At 66.2% G+C, this 19,451-nt stretch carries 25 protein-coding genes and 4 pseudogenes; 12 read left to right on the plus strand and 17 right to left on the minus strand.

The window, feature by feature from the left end:
* Window position 1: 1 nt before the first annotated feature.
* From ACK4S2_RS06100 to cyoD, 7 genes and pseudogenes are all read left to right on the plus strand, one after another.
* Entirely contained in the window at window positions 2-1,273 is a 1,272-nt protein-coding gene (locus tag ACK4S2_RS06100) for an NAD(P)/FAD-dependent oxidoreductase (RefSeq protein ID WP_409621583.1), read from the plus strand.
* 96 nt (window positions 1,274-1,369) lie between these two features.
* Window positions 1,370-1,687 (plus strand): DUF1269 domain-containing protein, encoded by a 318-nt coding sequence (locus ACK4S2_RS06105; RefSeq protein WP_409621586.1) that lies wholly within the window; start codon window positions 1,370-1,372, stop codon window positions 1,685-1,687.
* A gap of 112 nt (window positions 1,688-1,799) precedes the next feature.
* Window positions 1,800-1,970 carry a DUF3096 domain-containing protein gene (locus ACK4S2_RS06110; RefSeq protein WP_409621589.1) on the plus strand — a complete coding sequence of 57 codons (171 nt, stop codon included), beginning with the start codon at window positions 1,800-1,802 and terminating at the stop codon, window positions 1,968-1,970.
* Between the two features lie 84 nt (window positions 1,971-2,054).
* A complete protein-coding gene (locus tag ACK4S2_RS06115) occupies window positions 2,055-3,041 on the plus strand; it encodes an MFS transporter (protein ID WP_409621592.1) in 987 nt (328 codons plus the stop codon).
* A gap of 284 nt (window positions 3,042-3,325) precedes the next feature.
* Window positions 3,326-4,027, plus strand: coding sequence for a hypothetical protein (locus tag ACK4S2_RS06120; protein ID WP_409621595.1), 702 nt, complete (start codon window positions 3,326-3,328; stop codon window positions 4,025-4,027).
* A 233-nt stretch (window positions 4,028-4,260) separates the two neighbouring features.
* Window positions 4,261-6,097: pseudogene (locus ACK4S2_RS06125) on the plus strand (cbb3-type cytochrome c oxidase subunit I).
* Window positions 6,094-7,053: a cytochrome o ubiquinol oxidase subunit IV gene (gene cyoD / locus ACK4S2_RS06130; protein WP_409621598.1), complete on the plus strand. Its 960-nt coding sequence runs from the start codon at window positions 6,094-6,096 to the stop codon at window positions 7,051-7,053. The pseudogene ACK4S2_RS06125 and the gene cyoD overlap by 4 nt, the downstream one beginning before the upstream one ends.
* Window positions 7,054-7,058: 5 nt before the next feature.
* On the opposite strand, the gene ACK4S2_RS06135 is transcribed toward cyoD, so the two are convergent.
* From ACK4S2_RS06135 to ACK4S2_RS06200, 14 genes and pseudogenes are all read right to left on the minus strand, one after another.
* Entirely contained in the window at window positions 7,059-7,268 is a 210-nt protein-coding gene (locus ACK4S2_RS06135) for a hypothetical protein (RefSeq protein ID WP_409621601.1), read from the minus strand.
* A complete protein-coding gene (locus tag ACK4S2_RS06140) occupies window positions 7,265-8,011 on the minus strand; it encodes a COG4280 domain-containing protein (RefSeq protein WP_409621603.1) in 747 nt (248 codons plus the stop codon). Before ACK4S2_RS06140 ends, ACK4S2_RS06135 begins: the two co-directional genes overlap by 4 nt.
* A gap of 7 nt (window positions 8,012-8,018) precedes the next feature.
* Complete coding sequence (locus tag ACK4S2_RS06145) at window positions 8,019-8,561, minus strand: Chromate resistance protein ChrB (RefSeq protein WP_409621606.1); 543 nt, start codon at window positions 8,559-8,561, stop codon at window positions 8,019-8,021.
* A 35-nt stretch (window positions 8,562-8,596) separates the two neighbouring features.
* Window positions 8,597-9,088: a hypothetical protein gene (locus ACK4S2_RS06150; RefSeq protein WP_409621609.1), complete on the minus strand. Its 492-nt coding sequence runs from the start codon at window positions 9,086-9,088 to the stop codon at window positions 8,597-8,599.
* Window positions 9,078-9,638, minus strand: a pseudogene (locus ACK4S2_RS06155) (IS5 family transposase); the annotation flags it as partial. The pseudogene ACK4S2_RS06155 and the gene ACK4S2_RS06150, both read right to left, overlap by 11 nt.
* On the minus strand, window positions 9,577-9,984 hold the full coding sequence (locus tag ACK4S2_RS06160) for a DUF6522 family protein (protein WP_409621612.1): 408 nt from the start codon (window positions 9,982-9,984) through the stop codon (window positions 9,577-9,579). The gene ACK4S2_RS06160 and the pseudogene ACK4S2_RS06155, both read right to left, overlap by 62 nt.
* A 2-nt stretch (window positions 9,985-9,986) precedes the next feature.
* Window positions 9,987-10,214, minus strand: a complete 228-nt coding sequence (locus tag ACK4S2_RS06165; protein WP_409621615.1) for a hexameric tyrosine-coordinated heme protein — start codon at window positions 10,212-10,214, stop codon at window positions 9,987-9,989.
* Window positions 10,162-10,386 (minus strand): cbb3-type cytochrome oxidase assembly protein CcoS, encoded by a 225-nt coding sequence (gene ccoS, locus ACK4S2_RS06170; RefSeq protein WP_409621618.1) that lies wholly within the window; start codon window positions 10,384-10,386, stop codon window positions 10,162-10,164. The genes ACK4S2_RS06165 and ccoS overlap by 53 nt, the downstream gene beginning before the upstream one ends.
* The gene (locus ACK4S2_RS06175; RefSeq protein ID WP_409621621.1) at window positions 10,383-11,189 is read right to left on the minus strand and encodes a DUF2189 domain-containing protein; all 807 of its coding nucleotides are present in this window, start codon (window positions 11,187-11,189) and stop codon (window positions 10,383-10,385) included. The genes ccoS and ACK4S2_RS06175 overlap by 4 nt, the downstream gene beginning before the upstream one ends.
* A 12-nt stretch (window positions 11,190-11,201) precedes the next feature.
* On the minus strand, window positions 11,202-11,360 hold the full coding sequence (locus tag ACK4S2_RS06180) for a hypothetical protein (protein ID WP_409621624.1): 159 nt from the start codon (window positions 11,358-11,360) through the stop codon (window positions 11,202-11,204).
* Window positions 11,357-12,235, minus strand: a complete 879-nt coding sequence (ccoP, locus tag ACK4S2_RS06185) for a cytochrome-c oxidase, cbb3-type subunit III (RefSeq protein WP_409621627.1) — start codon at window positions 12,233-12,235, stop codon at window positions 11,357-11,359. The genes ACK4S2_RS06180 and ccoP overlap by 4 nt, the downstream gene beginning before the upstream one ends.
* Window positions 12,226-12,390 (minus strand): cbb3-type cytochrome c oxidase subunit 3, encoded by a 165-nt coding sequence (locus ACK4S2_RS06190; protein WP_409621630.1) that lies wholly within the window; start codon window positions 12,388-12,390, stop codon window positions 12,226-12,228. Before ACK4S2_RS06190 ends, ccoP begins: the two co-directional genes overlap by 10 nt.
* Window positions 12,387-13,055, minus strand: coding sequence for a cbb3-type cytochrome c oxidase subunit I (locus tag ACK4S2_RS06195; RefSeq protein WP_409621633.1), 669 nt, complete (start codon window positions 13,053-13,055; stop codon window positions 12,387-12,389). The genes ACK4S2_RS06190 and ACK4S2_RS06195 overlap by 4 nt, the downstream gene beginning before the upstream one ends.
* 118 nt (window positions 13,056-13,173) lie before the next feature.
* Window positions 13,174-13,599 (minus strand): Rrf2 family transcriptional regulator, encoded by a 426-nt coding sequence (locus ACK4S2_RS06200; protein ID WP_409621636.1) that lies wholly within the window; start codon window positions 13,597-13,599, stop codon window positions 13,174-13,176.
* 84 nt (window positions 13,600-13,683) lie between these two features.
* Here ACK4S2_RS06200 and ACK4S2_RS06205 point away from each other — a divergent pair, with 84 nt between their 5' ends.
* From ACK4S2_RS06205 to ACK4S2_RS06225, 5 genes and pseudogenes are all read left to right on the plus strand, one after another.
* Window positions 13,684-14,136: a group III truncated hemoglobin gene (locus ACK4S2_RS06205; protein WP_409621638.1), complete on the plus strand. Its 453-nt coding sequence runs from the start codon at window positions 13,684-13,686 to the stop codon at window positions 14,134-14,136.
* Between the two features lie 15 nt (window positions 14,137-14,151).
* Window positions 14,152-14,628 carry a hemerythrin domain-containing protein gene (locus ACK4S2_RS06210; protein ID WP_409621641.1) on the plus strand — a complete coding sequence of 159 codons (477 nt, stop codon included), beginning with the start codon at window positions 14,152-14,154 and terminating at the stop codon, window positions 14,626-14,628.
* A gap of 32 nt (window positions 14,629-14,660) precedes the next feature.
* Complete coding sequence (locus ACK4S2_RS06215) at window positions 14,661-14,999, plus strand: carboxymuconolactone decarboxylase family protein (protein ID WP_409621644.1); 339 nt, start codon at window positions 14,661-14,663, stop codon at window positions 14,997-14,999.
* 222 nt (window positions 15,000-15,221) lie between these two features.
* A pseudogene (locus ACK4S2_RS06220) lies at window positions 15,222-16,306 on the plus strand (IS5 family transposase); the annotation flags it as partial.
* Window positions 16,306-16,932: pseudogene (locus ACK4S2_RS06225) on the plus strand (integrase core domain-containing protein); the annotation flags it as partial. The pseudogenes ACK4S2_RS06220 and ACK4S2_RS06225, both read left to right, overlap by 1 nt.
* Window positions 16,933-17,005: 73 nt before the next feature.
* Here ACK4S2_RS06225 and ACK4S2_RS06230 read toward each other — a convergent pair.
* The 3 genes from ACK4S2_RS06230 to ACK4S2_RS06240 form a co-directional block, all read right to left on the minus strand.
* Window positions 17,006-17,320: a DMT family transporter gene (locus tag ACK4S2_RS06230; RefSeq protein ID WP_409621647.1), complete on the minus strand. Its 315-nt coding sequence runs from the start codon at window positions 17,318-17,320 to the stop codon at window positions 17,006-17,008.
* Between the two features lies 1 nt (window position 17,321).
* Window positions 17,322-18,281, minus strand: a complete 960-nt coding sequence (locus tag ACK4S2_RS06235) for an acetyl-CoA carboxylase carboxyltransferase subunit alpha (RefSeq protein WP_409621650.1) — start codon at window positions 18,279-18,281, stop codon at window positions 17,322-17,324.
* A gap of 63 nt (window positions 18,282-18,344) precedes the next feature.
* A complete protein-coding gene (locus ACK4S2_RS06240; RefSeq protein WP_409621653.1) occupies window positions 18,345-19,379 on the minus strand; it encodes an LLM class flavin-dependent oxidoreductase in 1,035 nt (344 codons plus the stop codon).
* Window positions 19,380-19,451 lie beyond the last annotated feature (72 nt).

Raw genomic sequence — 19,451 nt, forward strand, 5'->3', positions numbered from 1 at the left:
CATGAGCGGGAAACCTCATGTCCTGATCCCTGGCGGCAATTTCGCCGGCCACGGCGCCGCGCAGAAGATCCGCGATCACGCCAGGGATGCCGTCGATATCACAGTTATCGACCGCAAGGCCTGGCTCGACTACATCCCGAACATTCCGCTGGAGATGTTCGAAGGGCGCGATCCGGCGGTGACGATGAACATGCCGCTGGTCGATGTGCTGGCCCGCGACCGGATTCGTTTTCAACAGGCCGAGGTGCTGGGCCTCGACCTTGACGCCCGCCAGGTGCGGGTGCGCCCGAACGAACGCCCCGGTGTGCCGGACTACCAGATCGGCTATGACTATGTGGTCATCGCGCTTGGTGCCCGGTTGGCCCATGACGAGATCGAGGGCTTTGCCGAACATGGCCACACGGTATCGGATGCCTTCCATGCCAACCGGCTGATCGACCACCTGAAAAACCACTACAAGGGTGGCCCGATCGTCGTGGGATCGCAACGGTTCGAGCAGGGCACGAAGGGGCGCCCCGATTGGCTGCCGACGGCACTGGCCGCCTGCGATGGCCCGCCGGTCGAGGTGTCGCTTTCGCTGGCGCATTGGCTGGACGCCTATGGCAAGGGCGGCGCGAAGAACATCACGATCTTCACGCCCGCGAAGCTGATCGCCGAGGATGCGGGCGAAAAGGTCGTGGCGCAGCTTCTGGATGCGGCCGGCAAGATGGGCTTCGGTTACGTGAACGAGACGCAAGGCATCCGCCGCCCGACCGCCGAGGGGATCGAGTTTATGGACGGTCGCAGCCTGCCGGCCGAGGTCAAGATCGTCTTTCCGAACTGGAAGCCGCATGATTTCCTGCGCGGCCTCGATGTGGCGGACGAGGTCGGTTTCATCGTCACCGACATGCGGATGCGAAACCCCGACCGCCCCGAGGTCTTTGCCTGCGGCGGTGCCGCGGCGCTGACGGTGCCCAAGCTGGGCGCCATCGGGCATCAGGAATGCGAGATCGTCGGACGGCAGATCGCGAAGGACGTGGGCATGATGGCCGCCGCCAAGGCCGACGCGCCTTGGATGCCCGAAGTCGTATGCATCGGCGACATGGGCGGCGGCAAGGCGTTTTACATCCATGCGACGAGCTGGTTCGGCGGCAACATCCAGGAGCTGCGCATCGGTCGTCCGCCCTATGCGCAGAAGCTGGCCTACAAGGAAATGTTCTTCCGCAACCATGGCCGCGTGCCGAATTGGGGCCTGCCGCTGGCCGAGTGGTCGGCCGAACATGTGAAACTGTAACCGCAAGCAAGAAGGAGACTGCAAATGGCTGAACTGGTGGTGATCGGCTACGACAATGCCGAAACGGCGGAAGCCGCGCGCTAGAAACTGTTCGAGTTGTCGAACGAATACTACGCCGATGTGGGCGATGCCGTGGTGGCCGTCGCGGGCGAGGACGGCAAGGTGCATCTGCGCCAGATGGTGAACCCGTGGTCGCTGGGCGCGATGTCGGGTTCGTTCTGGGGCCTGCTGATCGGGCTGTTGTTCCTCAATCCGCTGCTCGGCCTCGTCACCGGGGCGGCGGCAGGCGCCGTGGCCGGGGCGCTCAGCGATTTCGGAATCCGCGATGATTTCATGAAGGACGTGGCCAGGACGTTGTCGCCCGGCAAGGCGGCGCTGTTCATGATGGCGCGCAATGTCACTCGGACCGCGTGATCGGGCATCTGGCCGAACTTGGCGGCACCGTGCTGCGCACCAACCTGTCCTCGACCGACGAGGCCAAGCTGCGGGCGCATTTCGTCGAGGCGCAGAAAGAGGCAGTGGCGTCATGATGGGGATGCAGATGCACCCGGTGCTCGGGCCGCTGGCGGCGCTGATCGCAGGTGTGCTTATCCTAATCATGCCGCGCCTTCTGAACTACATCGTGGCGATCTATCTGATTTTGATCGGCCTTTTCGGCCTGTTTCCTGCCCTGATGGGCGGGCCGATGGGTCTGTAGTGTCCACGGCCGGGGCGGCAAGCCTGCCCCGGCGCCCACCCCGTAGGGCCACGAACCCGAAAAGAACGGGATGGGGGGGACAGGTTGACAGAATCGACACCGACAGAATCAGATACGCGCGCGCGTGATCGTGCCGCTGGTCGTGGCTTTGGCCATGCTCATGGCGACGGCGCGCTGGCCATCGCGCTTGCGATGATCCTGATTCCTCGGGTTGCGCCAGAGCCGGTGCAACGGCTCGACCTGTCCGGGTTTGCCTTGTCGGCGCTCGGGCTTGGGGTTGCCCTGTTCGGCCTGTCCTGCATCGGGGAACATCTGGTTTCGACGCATGCGGCGCTGGCGGCCATGGCGGCGGGGCTGGTCCTGATCGCCGCCTATCTGCTGCGCGCCCGGGGGCGGACGGATGCGCTGGTCGATCCGCGTCTGTTCCGTCACCATACCTTTGCGGTCGGCATCATCTCCGGCACGATCTTTCGCATGAGCGGCGGGGCCGCCGCCTTTCTGCTGCCGCTCCTGTTCCGGATCGGGCTGGGGCTGTCGATCGTGGTGTCCGGTCTGCTGAGCGGGCTGTTCGCCCCGGGCGGTCTGACCATGCGCGCGCTGGCGCCGCGGATTCTCGACCGGGTCGGGTTCCGCCGCACCCTGATCCTCGGAACGCTGGTCAGTGCGGCCACCTTTGTCGGCCTCGGATTCATCCAGAGCGTGTCTTGCCCGTTGATCGTGCCGCTGGTGATCGTGGCGGGATTTGCGCAGGCGCTGGTGTTCACCGGGCTGAACGGCATCGTCTTCGTCGATGCGACGGAAGAGGAAATGGGGCGTGCCACGGGCCTGTCGGCCGTGACCCAGCAGGTCGGACTGACGGCGGGCATTTCGCTTTCGGCCCTTGTCCTTCGGCTTGGCGGCAGTCCGGCACCGACCGCACCGCCGCAACTCTCGCATTTCCCGGCGGCCTTCTGGGCGACGGCGGCGGTGCTTGTCGTCGCCGCTGCCAGCATGGCCGCCCTGCGCAAGGGCGAGGCGGCAGCGCTTCGGCATCGGCCCGAGCACGCGCACCGGCAACATGAAAGGGTTTGAACCGATGTCCTGTTCCGCAAGAGGTCTGCACCGCCGAACCCTGTCGATCTTCGCCCTCCTGCTCCCCGGCCTGCTGGCGGGATGCGCCTCGCAAGGTCTGTCCTTCCTGTCACCGGCGGGCCCCGTTGCGCGCGGGGAACTGTCGCACTTCATCACCATCACCCTGATCGCCATCGTGCCGGTTTTCGTGCTCGTGCCGATCCTGCTCTGGCGTTACCGGCTGCGCGGCGGCAGGGGGGCAATACACGCCCCGCTGGGACTATGCCCGCCCGCTCGAACTGCTGATGTGGGGCGTGCCGATGGCCATCGTGGCCTTTCTCGGCTGGCAACTGCTGCGCAACACCTTCATGCTCGATCCCTATCGCCGGATTGATCCGCAGGTGGCTGCGCTTCGGATCGAGGCCGTGGCGATGAACTGGAAATGGCTGTTCAACTATCCCGAACAGGGCATCGCGACCGTCGATCACCTGGCCATTCCGCTGGGCACCCTAGTCGAGTTCCGGCTGACCTCGGACAGCGTGATGCACTCCTTCATGATCAGCGCGCTGGCCGGGCAGATCCACGTCATGCCGGGGGTGGAGACGCGGCAATTCCTGCGGGCCGATCTTCCTGGCGACTACATCGGGCGGACCAAGCAATACAACGGCCCCGGGTTTGCCGGTCAACGCTTCGTCGTCAGCGCCGTGGAAGCCGCCGCCTTCGAGACATGGGTTGCCGAAACCCGCGACAGGGGCGGCGCGCTGGACAAGACTGCCTATGCCATCCTTGCCGAACCCTCGACCGGCGCTGCGGCGGCACAACGGCTTGGCCTGCCCGCCGGGGCGCCGATCGGCTTCGGTCAGGTCCAGCCCGATCTCTATGCCTCGATCCTGCACCGCTACATGTCGCCTGCGGGGGTGCCCGCCGCGGTGCAGGGGGGTGCGCCGGCCTATGCCGGTGCGACCGGCGCATCTCCGCACCATCATGAAACCGGGAGCGCACCATGAACGACATCCTCGGCCGTCTGACATGGGAGGCGTTGCCCGTCGCCAAGTCATTGGCGGATCCGACGGCCAGCAACCTGATCGGGGCCGGCGCCGCGGGACTTGTCGTCGTCGCGGCGATCGGCGTCATCGCAGCCCTGACATTGACCCGGACATGGGGCTCACTCTGGAGGAACTGGCTGACCAGCCTCGATCACAAGCGGATCGGGGTCATGTATGTCGCACTCGCCCTTGTCATGCTGACGCGCGCGGTCATCGAAGGCGCGATCATGCGGCTGCATCACGCCTTTGCGTTGAATGACGGCGACTTTCTCGGCGCCACCCATTATGCCGAGCTGTTTTCCACTCACGGCACGATCATGATCTTCTTCGTGGCGATGCCCTTCGTCCCGGGGCTGGTGAACATCGTCATGCCGATGCAGATCGGCGCGCGCGATGTCAGTTTCCCGCTGACCAACGCGATCAGCCTCGGCCTGACGGCTGCGGGGGCGGCGCTGATGATGATCTCGCTCGTTGTCGGGGAATTCTCGACCGGCGGCTGGAGCGGCTATCCCCCCTATACCGGCATCGTCTTCAGCCCCGGTGTCGGGCCAGACTACTGGATCTGGGCGATTGCCATATCCTCGGTCGGCCCCCCGCTGTCGGGGATCAACTTCGCCGTCACGATCTACAAGGAGCGCGCGCCGGGCATGGACCTGATGCGGATGCCGATGTTCGTCTGGACGGTGCTTTGCGCGTCGATCCTGATGATCTTTGCGCTGCCGCCGATCACAGCGGCGACGCTGATGCTGGCGCTGGATCGTTATGCCGAGTTCAGGTTCTTCACCAACGATCTTGGCGGCAACATGATGAACTTCGCCAACCTGTTCTGGCTGTTCGGCCCCCCGAGGTCTATCTGCTGGTTCTGCCGGCCCATGGCGTGTTTTCCGAGGTGTTTTCGACGTTTTCGGGCAAGCTGCTTTATGGCTACCGCTCGCTCGTCTATGCGACGATGGTGATCGCAGTCCTGTCCTTCACGGTCTGGGTGCATCACGTCTTCACGATGGGTGGCAGCCCCTTGCTGAACGCGGTCTTCGGTGCCGCCACGATGCTGATTGCGGTGCCCACGGGCGTGAGGTCTATGACTGGATGGCCACGCTGTATCGCGGCAGGATCCGTTTTGGTGTGCCGATGATCTATGGCATCGGATTCCTGTTCCTGTTCGTCATCGGCGGCCTGACCGGGATCCAGCTTGCCAATCCGACCGTTTCCTTTCAGGTTCAAAACACCCTGTTCCTTGTCGCGCATTTCCACAATGTGCCGGTGCCGGGCGCGCTGTTCGGCTTGCTGGCGGGCTATACGTTCTGGTTCCCCAAGGTGTTCGGGTTCCGGCTGGACGACCGCTGGGGGACGGTTGCGGCGCTGTGCTGGATCGTGGGGTTCTCGCTCGTCTTTCTGCCGCTTCCTGCCGTCGGGTTAATGGGCATGATGCGGCGCACCTATGCCTATGACATTCCTGCCTACCAGCCCTGGATGGACCGTTCGGCGATCGGCGGCGGGCTGATCCTGGCCGCTGTTGCAAGTCTTGCGATGCAGCTTCTGGTCTCGGTCCGCAACCGCGCAGCACTGGCGGTTCCGGCAGGCGACCCCTGGGACGGCCGCAGCCTTGAATGGTCGATCCCGGCCCCGGCGCCTGAATGGAACTTTGCCGTCCTGCCGCAGGTCGAGGATCGCGACGAGTTCGCGCGGCTGAAGGAAACCGGCGCGATCGACCTTGCGCCACCTGCCTACGAGGATATCGACCTGCCGCGCAACAGCATGCAGGGCATGGGCTATGCCGTGCTCGGCACGACCTTGGGTTTTGCGCTGGTCTGGCAGATCTGGTGGCTTGCCCTTCTGTCGCTCGCCGGCGTCGTCGCGCTTCTGATCGGACGCAGTTTCCAGACCGACACCACCCATACCATACCGGCGGCCGAGGTGGCCGAGGCTGACCGCGCCTTCCGCGCCATGAGGCAAGCGACCGCACCTGTATCGCGCCTCGAGGAAACCGCACCGCGCAACCGCTGCCGTGCCCTGACGGAGGCCGAAGCATGACCCATCCCGCACCGCTGCATCCGGGGTTGAACCTCGGTCCGCGCCACGGCACGGCACACGCTCTGGCCGAAAAGGTCATGTTCGGCTTCTGGATGTTCCTGATGTCCGACCTGATCCTGTTCGGGCTGTTCTTTGCCACCTATGCTTCGATGGCCAATTCCGTGGGGCGCGCCGGCGGGCCGGGGCCGCAAGAGGTTTTCAGCCTCGGATCGGTTGCGGCGCAGACCGCGTTCCTGCTGACATCGAGCTACACGATGGGCCGCGCGAGCCTTGCGCTGAAATACCGGCCTGCGCGCCTGCAACTGTGGCTTGCGTTATCCCTTCTGCTGGGGGCGGGATTTCTGGTGCTGGAACTGCGCGATCTTACGGCCATGATTGCCCAAGGGGCGGGGCCGGCCCGCAGCGGCTGGCTGTCATCGCTGTTCGCCCTTGTCGGTCTGCACGGCCTGCATGTGGCGGCCGGCTGGCTCTGGGTCGGTGTCATGCTGGTGCAGCTGCGCGTCTTCGGCACGACGGACGCGGTCAAGACCCGTCTGATGCGGCTGGCGCTGTTCTGGCACTTTCTCGACATCATCTGGATCGGGATCTTCTCGATCGTCTATCAGGGGGGGACTGGCATGAGCCGCGATGACGAAGCGCAGCGGGATGCCCGCAACTACCGCATCGGTTTCGTGACCGCGATCGCCCTGACCGCGCTGCCCTTCGCGCTGGTCTGGACCCAGGTCCTGCCGCGTGCGACGGCGCTGGCATTGATCGGCGTGCTGGCGCTGGTGCAGGTGATCGCGCAGTTCCGGTTCTTCCTGCACATCGATCTCAGCCGGCAGAAGCGCGAGGACCTGCACCTGATCCTGTTCTCGGCGCTGGTGCTGTGCATCGTCGTGGGCGGCACCGTGTGGGTGCTGGGCGATCTCGGCCAGCGGATGATGCCGGGCATGATGCTTGCCGGCCTGGAGTGATGGGCCTATCGCCGCCGCGCGGCCAGCGCCACCGCCGCGATCAGCACGACGACAGTCCCCAGCACCAGCAAGGTCGCGGTAACACCCGGACCGGCCAGCCCGGAGCCAATCAAGGCGCCCGCCGCACCGACAAGGGCCAGCGGCGCCAGCGTCAACCGTGCGTCGCCGACGAACATCGACCACAGTTCCTTGACCACATCGCCCAGAATCGTCATGCCGCTGCTCCTTTCAGGTTGCGCGCCAATGCAGCGCCCAGCAGACCGGTGGCCAGGAACACGCCGGCCAGCACCATCAGCATCAGGTCCGCCCCCGGCCAGTCGATGCCCAGACCTTCGCCCGTCCAGAACACACCGAAGGCCGTCAGCATCACGCCGACACCGAATTTCAGCGTGTTTTCGGGCACCGGCGACAATGGCCTGTGCGCAATCGCCCCGACAATCAGCACCAGAACACAGGCCGCCGCCGCACCAAGCGCCGCCGCGCCCAGAAGCCCGCGCCCGGCGCCGACAGCCACGACGATAAAGGCGACCTCCAGCCCTTCCAGAAGGACCGCCTTGCAGGCAGCGATGCCCGCGATCCAGTCCTGGGTGCGACCGGCGCGCCTCATCTCCTCGGCCAGTTCGGCGCGTTCCCGGGCAAAGATCGCGGTCTCGTCATGCAGCGCGATCACGCCACCGGCACGCAGCGCGGCCTTTCGCAACCATCCCGCCCCGAACAACAGCAGCAACACCCCGATGACCAGTTGCAGAACATGCATCGGCACCCGGTCCAGAAGCGGCCCGAGCACGAGGATGATGGCCGCAAGCGTGGCCAGCGCCGCGCCGGTGCCCAGCACCGCCGGGCGCCAGCCGCGCAGCGTGGCCACGACCAGAACGATGGTGAACGCCTCCACCACCTCGACCAGCGACGCGAGGAAAGCCGAGGCAATGGCCGGCCAGGCATGGGAAAAACTCAGCATATCGCCCTCATCTGTCTTCATCATGAGCGTCGAAGACGCGGCGGGCATAGTCGTCGAGCACGGCTTCGCAGCCCTTCAGCCGTTCCGCGGCCTCGGCCGCGCGCTCGGCGCCGTAGAAGTCGATCTTCCGGATCTTGGCCAGCCAGCCCCGAAGTTTCTTCAGATCGACGTCGTTTTCCTCAAGCTCGGCATAGGAGTAGTGGCTGGCCGCAATTTCCTTGGCCACCTCGCGCTCGAAATCGTTGCACTTGTCGAGGAACTCGGCATAGGCCTCGTCACGGTCGGCCTTGAACCGCTCGACCACCTTGTTTTCCTGCGCCTGGTCAAGGGCGACCGTCTCGAGGATCACGCTCTCGCCCCTGGCCTCGGCGATGTCGTTTTCCAGCATCTTCAGGCGACGCACATGATCGTCGGTCTTGGGCAGCAGGCACACGCCGTTCTGCAGATAGACCGCCCCCATGCCCTTCAGCTTGCGCCAGACGGCGATCCGCCGCGCCGCGGGTTCGGGTGGGACCTTGTAGGTCAGCAGGAGCCAGACGATATTCTGCATGCGAACCATCTACTGTTACGATGGTAACAAGTTAATTATTCTCGGTGTTTCTCAGACAGTGTTGAGACTGTCACTGACGACTGCGCCGGGATGAAGCGCGCCCGCTCATGCCAGAACCCTCGGCACGCCCGGGCTTGATGCCGCATAACGCTGTAATCGTTCGTCATCGCGACGATGACCGATCCTGCTGGCAGCCTTGCCGCTTCATCCATGACGTGCGCCCGCAGCGCGCCGCTGTGCTCCACCACGGGCGGACAGGCGGTCGCGAGGCGCGGCTCGGAACCGACCGTGGCGCAGGCGGTCAGCAAACTCGTCGCGATCGCGAGGACTTCCCGCATCCGGCGCTGGACATCATTGACCTTCTCCGTTGTCTCAAGGCGTTCGGCAAGGCGTTCTGGTCGTTCGCCGGACCGCCGAAGGGAAAGCAGAAACAGGAGCACGGCGAGGACTATGGCGCCGTAGCGCAGCGCCACCCACATCCGCGGGCTCGCGGCGATCCCGCCGAGCAAGATGCCGATCCCCGACATCGCTGCTGGTGACCTCGACCGCCCTGATCTCCAGCATTTCCGCGTCAATCCCCAGATGGATCTTGCGCCATATGCGACGTTTGCGACCGCCATCCTTGCGTGCATGCCGCTCGCCTTCCCCCTCCGCCTTGACCCCTGTGCTCTCGATCAAGAGATGCAGCGGACCCTGCGCCCCCCGATGCGGGATGTTCGCCGCAAGCGCCTTCTGGCGACGGCTGAGGGTGCTGAAATCCGGCACGTCCCGATCCAGGCCGATCAGGCAAAGCAGGCTCTCGACGAACCCGGTCGTTTGCCGCGTCGACATTGTCGCTCGGACCGATGGCGCTCCAATGCCGACCATGCCGAACAGCCCCTTCATCGTCAGGCAGGTCTGGATGGCGGCATCGCTGTAGACGCGCTGTCGCCCACGCCTGCCGATAGGCCTCGCAGCCGACGCCATCCCCGGATCAAACCAGATCGTCAGCGATCCGCGGCGCTCGAGCGCCCGGTCATACGCAGGCCACTTCAGGGCCTTGTAGCCCGGAGCGTTCGGCCTGCGGACGACCTCCAGCTATCACGCTGGACTTACAAGGTGAATCCTTCACGAAGTCTGTGCAACAGAGCCAGTCGGTGGCCTGGACTTGCGGACGATGCGCGCGCCCGGTGGAACGGGGGGAGTCGAATGTCGCGCGCGTCAGGATGTGGCCGTCGCCGTCCACCGTCAGCCGCAGCACCCGTCCGGCATGGCGAAAGATCAGTCTGAAGCGGCCCGCATCGACCCCTTCGCCCTTTTCGCACAGGCTTGCCACCTCGCCCGCGCGCATCATTTCGCGCAAGCTCGCCGGGTCAAGCTCAAAGGCCGCTGCGACCGCGGCTGCGTCAACCTCGAACCCTTGCGCGGTGAAGGTGACGGCCATGGTCAGCCGCGCCAGTAGCCCTTGGCGGCGGCGATGGTGGCGAAATGAGTGGCGACCACGGCGCTGACCGAAATCAGGGAATCGGCGTTTTCGGCATAATCCGGGCGCAGGCGCTCGCGCACCGCCGGGTCGGCCTGGGTTTTCTTGATCGTCATGCGCGCCAGCTCGATCGCCAGGTCATAGCCTTCGGTCGGGGTCGGGGTGGGCCGCGTCGGCAGACAGTTGTCCATGTTCGGTCTCCTCAGAAGGTGGCGGCATGATGGGTCTGTCCGGTGCGGTCAGGATACGGGCAGCATCCCCGGCCAGGTCGTCATACTGGTCATGTCGCATTGCGCAGAAAAACGCGCCAAGCCCGGTCAGGCCAAGGCCGATGGACACGGGGATGAGGAAGATATAATTCATGCGCCAGATTCCTCGGGCGGGCGCAGGGCGACCCGGGCGTGCCAGGTTCCATGCCCGAGCGGCGGAAAAATCACGATCAGGCCCACAAGCCCGGTTGCGGCCGACAGGGCAAAGCCCAGCGTCACGATCGCGCCCCAGGGCAGCACGGCGCGCAGGTTCTGCATGGTGATCGCAAACGACGTGCCAAGCGCGGTGAGGGCATCGACGCGACGCTCCAGCAGCATCGGAATGGAGAACAGGATGATCGCCATGGCGAAGCCCGCAGACAAGCCGCCGATGGCCGATCCGGTGACGATCGGCGCCCAACCGCGCGGGGTGGTCAGGAGTTGGGCCATGATCTGGTCGAAGCCCGGAAACGGCAGCATCCCGAAGAACAGCGCATAAAGCAGGTCCGCCGCGCGCAGCCACAGCATCACCAGCAAGCAGGACAAGAGCCCCGCGAACATCAGTTGCCCGCCCGAAGCAGGGCGCACCGCCAGCATCTGCGTCAGTGTCGCTGGGGTGTCGTCGTGCCGCCTGCGGCTTTTGTCGTAAAGCCCGATGGCCAGCAGCGGACCCGCAACCGGAAAGCCGGACAGCGCCGGAAAGATCAGCCAGGGCAGGCCAGCCCGGATCAGGCCCAGAACGACACAGGCCGACAGGACGAACACCGCAAGGCCGTAGATCGGGCTGGGTGCGGGGCGGTCGCGCAGATCCGGCCAACCGGCCGAGAGCCAGCCAAGCGCGGCACCGCTTGGCAGGTCGCGCGCGAACCGGTCGGGCGCGGCCAGTCCGGGTTCAACGACTGGTCGGGGTTCAAGCATGACGTGGCCTTTTCAGCAGCCGGGTTTCGCCGCCGCCCGGTCGGGCGCGACCTGCACGCATCCCGGTTGCGAGCGATGGGCCGGATCGACAAGTTGCCAGTTCGCGCCAATCACCCGCGCCAGGGCCGCCAGAACGGCCAGAAAGACAAGGATGCGGGATGGCAGGATCATCGCGCATCCCCGGCCCCCGGTGTGGAAAGGCCCTCGACATAAAGCGCCATCATGCGGATCTCGGCGTCCGACAGCCGACCATCCCTGGCAGGCATGACACCCTGACGCCCGTTCAACAGGGTCATGCGGATAGTCGCGGCATCGCCGCCATAGATCCAGTCGGCGTCGGTCAGGTTCGGTGCGCCGGTGCCTTCCAGCCCGCGCGCGTCCTCGCCGTGACAGCCGGCGCAATTCGCCTCGAACAGCGCTGCCCCCTCGGACGGATCATCGGGGATCACGCCCTTGCCAAGGGTCAGGACACAGTCGGTCAGCACGGCAATTTCGGGCCGGGTCAGCAGCCCGTCCCGGCCAAAGGCCGGCATCTGGGCGACACGGGTGTCGGGATCGGTCGCTTTGATGCCGTAGCGCAGGGTCGCCCAGATCTCCTCGGCCGTGCCGCCCCAGAGCCAGATGTCATCGGACAGGCGCGGAAAATCGGCGCCGCCCACGCCACCGGCGCCGTGGCAGACCCGGCAGTTCTGTCCGAACAGGGGGGCCGCGGAGGCCATGGCGCGCGCCATCAGATCGGGGTCGGCGCGGATGGTGCCGAAATCCTGCGTCGCCATGGCTGTCAACCAGCCGGCCCGCGCGGCAGTTGCGGCGGCGATATCGGCGGCAACGGCGGTCTGTTGATCACCGCCCAGAAGGCCCTTCGTGTAGGTCGCACCCAGTGGCCAGGTCGGGAACAGCATCCAGGCGACCACCGCATAAATATGCGTCACCGCAAGAAACCACAGCACGACGCGCGGCACCGGCGCGTTCAGTTCCCTGATACCGTTCCAGTCGTGCCCCGTGGTGGCATAGCCCGAAAGGGGATCCCGTTCGGTCACGGACATGGCCGGTCCTCCGCATCAAGGATCGACCGCGCCGCGCGGTCCGCCCGGGCCTTGCGCGACGGCCGGTAGGTGTGGACCACGGTCAGGATGAAAAACCCCATCAGGTAAAAAAGCCCGAAGGTCTTGGCCAGAAACAGCGCGAAGTCATGCGTCATGGTGTGGCCCCTTGCGCATGGGGCGCCTGCGTCAACTGACCCGGCACCTGCAGATCGGCCACCAGCGCGTCCATTTCCGTCAGCCGATCGCTGCCCGAGAAGGGGCGCAGGGTCGTCGCCTCGCCATAACGCGCGATCACCCCTTCGGCGGCGTCACTGTCGGGCCGCGTCTGGGCCAGCGCGTCGCGCGGGGCGTTGGCGATCATCTCGTCGGCATACCATTCCGGTTCGGCATATTCCTTGGACTGTGTGACACCCATGAAATAGCCCGACACCGCCCAGACCAGAAACAGGTTGTAGCCAACCAGCACGACCCATGGGCTGAGCTGATCGGCCAGCCGCGCCCGGCAGGTGCGCTGCATGACATGAAGCGAGGTGGCGATCAGGGCATTGCCGCCGAAGGCAAAGATCACCCCGGTCGTAGGGACAGGGCGCAGGCGGCCATAGCCGGACCACGCCTGCCCGAAGGTGGCATCGGGCCAGACCATCAGCGCCGCGACCCAAAGCCCTACACCCATGGCGAACACGCCCCGGATCATCGCCAGAACGATGCCCACCTTGATCGGATCGTCGTAGTAGCGCGTCAGCCGGGCCGGATCGGGGGCGGGTTCCTCCAGCGTGCCGCCCACCGCAAACACAAGGCCGACCCCGAGGGCCAGCGCCATGAAGCCGTGCACCGCCTCGGGTCGTGCTTTCCTGTGGCGGCCATGGTCAGCCCCAGAAGGGCCAGGCCGATGGCGAGGACCATGGCAATACGGCGCTCGGTCGGGGTAAGATGCGCGATCATGCCGGTATCGCCCTTTGCATCGGCGGCAAGGCCACGTCGGCCAGGGTCGCGCGGTCAAGGTCGGCGTAGAACGCGGCCTCGGCGCTGCGCAACCGCGCCTTGAGGCGGCAGCAGCCGGTGATGGTGCAGTTGCTGCCGGCGGCCTGAAAACATTCGACCAGCGCCTGCCCGGTCTCGAGCAGGCGCACGATTTCGCCCAGGCTGATCCGGTCTGCCGGCCGTGCGAGCATCGCCCCGCCGCCGCCGCCGCGCCGGGTTGTGACGATGCCCGCCTGCGCAAGCGCGGTCAGGATTTTGGTCAGGTGATGGCGCGACAGATCGAACTCGTCGGCCAGATCGGCGGTCGAGAAGGCGCGCTCGGGCTCGGACGCCATCCGCATCAGCGCGCGCAGTCCGAAATCGGTGAAAGAGGTCAGGCGCATGGGGTCTCAAAATGAATCGGTATTTTCAATACCTATTGGCGCGGTTTGGTCTTGAGGCAAGCACGAACTCGAGGACCGCCCCGAATGACCGCCCCCGACACGCTGCGCAGCGCGCACCCCGCCGTGACCGCCGACCTGATGGCGCGGACCGGTCTCGACGACGCAACGCTCAAGCGCCTCGTCCACGGCGTTTATGACCGCGTGCGCCGCGATCCGCTGCTTGGCCCGGTCTTTGCCGGGCGCATCACCGACTGGGGGCCGCATCCGGAAAAGATGGTGGATTTCTGGTCCTCGGTCGCGCTGATGACCGGGCGCTATCACGGCGCGCCGATGCCCAAGCACCTGCCGCTGCCGGTCGAACGGGAACACTTCGACCGTTGGCTCGACATCTTCCGCCAGACCGCGGATGAGGTCTGCCCGCCCGCCGGCGCCGCCTGGGTGATCGACCGCGCCGAACGCATCGCCGCCTCGATCCACATGAACATCATGGACGCGCGCGGCGACTATGGCCGTGCAAGTCATCCACCACGGCTTTGACAAAGGGAAAGAGCCATGACCACCGATGCTCCGACGAACGACCCGGCCGCCCTGACGACCCATATCGAGACGCGCTTTCACCAGACCCATCGCGGGCAATTGCCCGACCTTGCCGCGCTCGCGCGGAAGGTCGAGCGGGTGCATGGCGACCAGCCGGAGGCCCCCCATGGTCTTGGCGCGCTGTTGGAACGCCTGATCGGCGAGCTTGAGGTCCATATGAAGAAGCAGGAGCTGATCCTCTTTCCCGCCATCCGGCGTGGTGGCATGCCGGGGATCGAACATCCCATCGCGGTGATGCGCGCCGATCACGACGACCACGCCGACGGAATCGCGCAGATCCGGGCGCCGACCAATGACCTGACGCTGCCCGAGGGTGCCTGCCGGTCCTGGACCGCGCTCTACGACGGGCCGGCGACCTTCATCGCCGATCTCGAGGCGCATGTGAGGCTGGAAAACGAGGTCTTGTTTCCGCGCTTCGCAGCAGCACCCTGAGGGTCTGGCCACCAGCTAAAAGGAAAGTCCGTATGACCGGCATCTCGATGCCAAAGACCACCCGTGCCCATGCCGAAAGGCGCCATGCCTTGGCCCCCGGCCCGGATGACGCATTTCTCGCCTTCAGCAAGGCGGTCTTTGCGCCCGGCGCGCTGGATGCCCGGACCAAGCAGCTGATCGCCGTCGCGGTCGCGCATGTGACGCAATGCCCCTGGTGCATCGAAGGCCATGTCAAGGCCGCCCGCCGCGAAGGCGCCACCGGGTCGCAGATCATGGAGGCGATCTGGGTGGCGGCGGAAATGCGCGCCGGGGCGGCCTTCGCCCATTCGGTCAAGGCGCTGGACCTGATCGGGGACGAGACGACGCCATGATGCCCGCGCCTGCCGACGCCATACACCTGTGCCGCGCCTATGACATCCGGCCAGGGGCGAAGCCCGTCGGCGCCCGGCTGCCGGATAGAGCAGCGGTTCCGGAGTTCGCCCGGAACAACGTCCATGCCATTGATATTGTGGTGAAACCTTGTTGTCTTTCTCGCCAGGTCCTGCGGGGTTTTGCATGATTTGCCGCGAAACCCTGCAATTTCGGTTCGACCCATCGAACATCGCCCGCGCCCTCTGGAACAGGATGATCTGCTGCGGCCGCGGCTGGTCGACATGATCGACCAGCGCCACGAGCTGGTGAAGCTGGCGGCGTTGATCGACTGGGAGGTCTTCGAGCGGGAGTGGGAGGGGGGGGGCTTTCCCTCCGGCAGGGGGCGGCCCGCGACGGAGCCGCGTCTGGTGGCGGGGTCGCTCTATCTCCGGCAAGCCGACCGGCTGTCGGCCGAGGCGGTGGTCGCCCGCTGGGTCGAGAACCCCGAATACCAGCACCTCACCGGCGAGACGTTCTTTCAGCATCAGCCACCGATCGACCCGTCCTCGCTGGCCCGTTGGCGTGGGCGGATCGGGGAGGAGGGTATCGAATGGCTGCTGACCCAGACGATCCGGGCGGGGCAGAAATCCGGGGCCATCGACGAAGACAGCGTCAAGCGCGTGGCGGTGGACACAACCGTCATGGAAAAGAACATCGCCCATCCGACGGAGTCCCGGCTTTACCAGCGGGCCCGCGATCAACGGGTGGCGCTGGCGCAAGAGGCCGGAGTGGAGTTGCGGCAATCCCGTGCCCGCCTTGCCCCGCGGCTGGCGCTGCAGGTCGGCCGCCATGCCCATGCCCGGCAGTTCAAGCGCATGCGCAAGGCGTTGAAAACGCCGAAGGGCTACACCGGCAGGGTGATGCGCGACCTGCGTCGCCACCCGCAGGATATCCCCCACGGCAGCCTGCGGGACCGGATCATCGCCAAGCTCGCTCTCGTCTCGCAGCTGCTGCACCAGCCGCCGAAGGGTGCGGACAAGATCTATGCCCTGCATGAACCCGAAGTCGACTGCATCGCCAAGCGCAAGGCCCGGGTGCGCTATGAATTCGGCTGCACGGTCAGTGTCGCGCCCACACCAGACGAAGGCCTTGTGGTCGGCATGCGCAGCTTTCCGGGCCCCCCTACGACGGCCACACCCCGAAGAAAGCGCCGGAACAGGTGGAAATCCTGACCGACCAGCGCCCCGATCTGGCCGTTATCGACCGTGGATACCGCGGCCATCGAGAGGACAGAACCCGCGTCCAGATCGGCGGCACGAGGCGCGGCCGGTGCCGTTGCACCCGAATCGGCGCTGGTCGCTGGACTTCCTGTCCGACACCTTCGGGGCCTGTCGCAAGTTTTGCATCCGGGCGGTCAATGACGACTGCTGCCGCGGAAACCTCGCGCGCCTCGCCGAAACCAGCATCTCCGGGGCCAGGGTGGTGCGGGAACTGCACGCCTGCTTGCGGAATTACGGGAAACCCGCCTGCATCGTCCCGGACGATGGCACCGGGTTCACCAGCAAGGCCATCCTGACGTGGGCGTGCGACAATCGCGTCGGATGGCAATACATCGACCCCGGCAAGCCGCAGCAGAACGGCCGCATCGAGCGCGTCAACGGTAACCTGCGCGACGAATGCCTCGACGAAGACGTCTTCGACAGCCTGGCCGATGCCCGCCGCTCGCCGGCTCTGTGGCGCTACGACTACACCGACGTCAGGCCGCATTCCTGGCTGCGCAACAAGCCCCCCGCAGAAGCGCGTCTGCCACTTGAGCAAGCTGACGGCTCCGCGCCCGGCGCACTTGCCCAACCCGAAACCGACGACCATCAGCCTCAAGGGGTCTTGTTACGAACCTGGCACGACCGGGCGCAGGTCAGCAGCTGCACGTGCGGTGCCGGCAGCTTGAGTTAACGCTTCGTAAAAGCGGCCGTGCAAGGGCTTGAAAACAAAGGGTCGGCACCGTGTCCCTTCAAGGGACAGGCGCTCAGGCCAGCTTCAGCACCAAGATGCCCGCCACGATCAGCGCCACCCCGGCCAGCCGCAGCGGGTTGGTCGCCTCGCCGAACAGGGCGATGCCAAGGGACGCCACCCCCAGGGTGCCGATGCCCACCCAGACCGCATAGGCCGTGCCTGCCGGCAGGCTGCGCATCGCCAGCGACAAGAGCCAGAAGCTGGCCATCGCCCCGGTTACTGCCGCCACCGAGGGCCAGAACCGGGTGAAGCCGTCGGCGTATTTCAAGGCGATGGCCCAGAACACCTCCAGCACGCCGGCGGCGGCCACCAGAACCCAGGGGCTCATGTCATGCCGCCAGCCCCTTGGAGCCCATGTCGAGGAACTTCTGCCGCCGGTCGCGGATCAGCGTCTCGGGCTTCTTGCCGACCAGATCCTTCAGCATCGCCTCCAGCCCCTTGCCGACCGCTTCGATGGTCGCCTTGGGGTCGCGCTGCGCGCCGCCCAGCGGTTCCTTGATGATGCGGTCGATCACGCCCAGCTTCAGCAGATCCTGTGCGGTCAGGCGCAGCGCCTCGGCCGCCTCGCGCATCTTTTCGGCATCCTTCCACAGGATGCTGGCGCAGCCTTCGGGGCTGATGACCGAATAGACCGAATGTTCCAGCATGGCGACCCGGTTTGCGGTGGCAAAGGCCACCGCCCCGCCCGACCCGCCTTCGCCGATCACCACCGACACCAGCGGCACGCCGATTTCCAGGCATTTCTGGGTGCTGCGGGCAATCGCCTCGGCCTGCCCGCGTTCTTCGGCGCCCTTGCCGGGATAGGCGCCGGGCGTGTCCACCAGGGTGATGACCGGCAGCCCGAAACGGTGCGCCATGTCCATCAACCGGATCGCCTTGCGGTAGCCTTCGGGCCGCGCCATGCCGAAGTTGCGCTCGATCCGGCTTTTGGTGTCGTTGCCCTTTTCGTGGCCGATCACCATCACCGGGCGGTCGTTGAAGCGGGCAAGGCCCCCCATCACCGCGTGATCGTCGGCAAAGTTCCTGTCCCCCGCCAGCGGGGTGTATTCGGTGAACAGGGTGTCGATATAGTCCTTGCAATGCGGGCGGTCGGGGTGGCGCGCGACCTGGCATTTGCGCCAGGGGGTCAGATCCTTGTAGAGTTCCTTCAGCAGCGCCTCGGCCTTGCGGTCCAGCGCCTCGGCCTCCTTGGTCACGTCGGCGCCCGAACCGGACCGGGCCATCGCGCGCAGTTCCTCGGCCTTGCCTTCGATCTCGGCCAGGGGCTTTTCGAATTCCAGATACTGCATCGCGCGCACTCCGTTGGACCTCGCCTATATGGCCAAGGTCGGCGCGCGATGCAACCTTGGGCCTCAGCCGGCCAGCAGGTCGTGAACCATCGGAATCACCTTGCGGCCGTAAAGTTCGAGACACCGCATCAGGTCGCCGTGCGGCTGCGGGCCGGTGGCATATTTCAGGTCGAACCGCCCGATCCCCAGCACCTGCACGGTGGCCGCGATCTTGCGTGCCACGGTTTCGGGGGAACCGACGTAAAGCGAGCCGTGCTCGATCTCGGCGATGAAGCGGTCCCTGGTGGTGGGGGGCCAGCCGCGTTCGGCGCCGATGCGGCCGAACATGGCGCGGTAATGCGGCCAGAGCGCCTCGCGCGCCGCCTCGTCGGTGTCGGCGACGAAGCCGGGGGAGTGGATGCCGACAGGGCGCAGCGGGCGCTGCAACTGGGCGCAGGCGCGCTGGTAGAGATCGACATAAGGCACGAAGCGGCGCGGGTCGCCGCCGATGATCGCCAGCATCAGGTGCAGGTCGTGGCGCACCACACGCACCACCGATTCCGGGCTGCCGCCGACGCCCACCCAGACCTTGAGCCCTTGCGGCCCCGGTTGGGGAAAGACCGGCTGGTCTTGCAGCGCGGCGCGGTGGCGGCCCGACCAGGTGACCCTGGGCCCGCGCAGCAAGGCGGCGAACAGGTCGAGCTTTTCCTCGAAGTAGAGGTCGTAGTGCTGCAGATTCAGGCCGAACAGCGGCCAGCTTTCGGTAAAGCTGCCGCGGCCGAGGATCGGTTCCGCCCGCCCGCCCGACACCGCGTCAAGCGTGGCAAAGCGCTGGAACACCCGCACCGCATCGTCGGTGGAGAGCACGGTCACCGCGGTGCCGAGCCGGATGCGCCGCGTGCGCCCGGCGATGGCGGCCAGCACCACCTCGGGCGCCGAGATGGCGAAATCGTCGCGGTGGTGTTCGCCCAGGCCGATGAAGTGGACGCCCAGCTCGTCGGCCAGCACGGCCTGGTCGACCACCTCGCGCAGGACCCGGTCCATCGGTTGCAGGCGCCCGTCGGGGCCGGTGCTGACATCGCCGAAGGTATCCAGACCAAGTTCCACCGGGTTGCCCAAAGCTGTCTCTCCTGAGGTTGCGGCCCATCGCTAGCGCAAGCCGGGGGGCAAGGCCAACCCGCACCGCCGCAC

The organism is Gemmobacter sp. (genome assembly GCF_046292685.1).
Taxonomy (GTDB): Bacteria; Pseudomonadota; Alphaproteobacteria; order Rhodobacterales; family Rhodobacteraceae; genus Wagnerdoeblera.

Excerpts from the sequence above, each read along its gene's own strand:
- ACK4S2_RS06100 (WP_409621583.1), top strand. The coding sequence starts at position 2 with ATGAGCGGGAAACCTCATGTCCTGATCCCTGGCGGCAATTTCGCCGGC.
- ACK4S2_RS06110 (WP_409621589.1), top strand. The coding sequence starts at position 1,800 with ATGATGGGGATGCAGATGCACCCGGTGCTCGGGCCGCTGGCGGCGCTG.
- ACK4S2_RS06120 (WP_409621595.1), top strand. The coding sequence starts at position 3,326 with ATGTGGGGCGTGCCGATGGCCATCGTGGCCTTTCTCGGCTGGCAACTG.
- cyoD (WP_409621598.1), top strand. The coding sequence starts at position 6,094 with ATGACCCATCCCGCACCGCTGCATCCGGGGTTGAACCTCGGTCCGCGC.
- ACK4S2_RS06135 (WP_409621601.1), bottom strand. The coding sequence starts at position 7,268 with ATGACGATTCTGGGCGATGTGGTCAAGGAACTGTGGTCGATGTTCGTC.
- ACK4S2_RS06140 (WP_409621603.1), bottom strand. The coding sequence starts at position 8,011 with ATGCTGAGTTTTTCCCATGCCTGGCCGGCCATTGCCTCGGCTTTCCTC.
- ACK4S2_RS06145 (WP_409621606.1), bottom strand. The coding sequence starts at position 8,561 with ATGCAGAATATCGTCTGGCTCCTGCTGACCTACAAGGTCCCACCCGAA.
- ACK4S2_RS06150 (WP_409621609.1), bottom strand. The coding sequence starts at position 9,088 with ATGTCGGGGATCGGCATCTTGCTCGGCGGGATCGCCGCGAGCCCGCGG.
- ACK4S2_RS06160 (WP_409621612.1), bottom strand. The coding sequence starts at position 9,984 with ATGGCCGTCACCTTCACCGCGCAAGGGTTCGAGGTTGACGCAGCCGCG.
- ACK4S2_RS06165 (WP_409621615.1), bottom strand. The coding sequence starts at position 10,214 with ATGGACAACTGTCTGCCGACGCGGCCCACCCCGACCCCGACCGAAGGC.
- ccoS (WP_409621618.1), bottom strand. The coding sequence starts at position 10,386 with ATGAATTATATCTTCCTCATCCCCGTGTCCATCGGCCTTGGCCTGACC.
- ACK4S2_RS06175 (WP_409621621.1), bottom strand. The coding sequence starts at position 11,189 with ATGCTTGAACCCCGACCAGTCGTTGAACCCGGACTGGCCGCGCCCGAC.
- ACK4S2_RS06180 (WP_409621624.1), bottom strand. The coding sequence starts at position 11,360 with ATGATCCTGCCATCCCGCATCCTTGTCTTTCTGGCCGTTCTGGCGGCC.
- ccoP (WP_409621627.1), bottom strand. The coding sequence starts at position 12,235 with ATGTCCGTGACCGAACGGGATCCCCTTTCGGGCTATGCCACCACGGGG.
- ACK4S2_RS06190 (WP_409621630.1), bottom strand. The coding sequence starts at position 12,390 with ATGACGCATGACTTCGCGCTGTTTCTGGCCAAGACCTTCGGGCTTTTT.
- ACK4S2_RS06195 (WP_409621633.1), bottom strand. The coding sequence starts at position 13,055 with ATGGCGCTGGCCCTCGGGGTCGGCCTTGTGTTTGCGGTGGGCGGCACG.
- ACK4S2_RS06200 (WP_409621636.1), bottom strand. The coding sequence starts at position 13,599 with ATGCGCCTGACCTCTTTCACCGATTTCGGACTGCGCGCGCTGATGCGG.
- ACK4S2_RS06205 (WP_409621638.1), top strand. The coding sequence starts at position 13,684 with ATGACCGCCCCCGACACGCTGCGCAGCGCGCACCCCGCCGTGACCGCC.
- ACK4S2_RS06210 (WP_409621641.1), top strand. The coding sequence starts at position 14,152 with ATGACCACCGATGCTCCGACGAACGACCCGGCCGCCCTGACGACCCAT.
- ACK4S2_RS06215 (WP_409621644.1), top strand. The coding sequence starts at position 14,661 with ATGACCGGCATCTCGATGCCAAAGACCACCCGTGCCCATGCCGAAAGG.
- ACK4S2_RS06230 (WP_409621647.1), bottom strand. The coding sequence starts at position 17,320 with ATGAGCCCCTGGGTTCTGGTGGCCGCCGCCGGCGTGCTGGAGGTGTTC.
- ACK4S2_RS06235 (WP_409621650.1), bottom strand. The coding sequence starts at position 18,281 with ATGCAGTATCTGGAATTCGAAAAGCCCCTGGCCGAGATCGAAGGCAAG.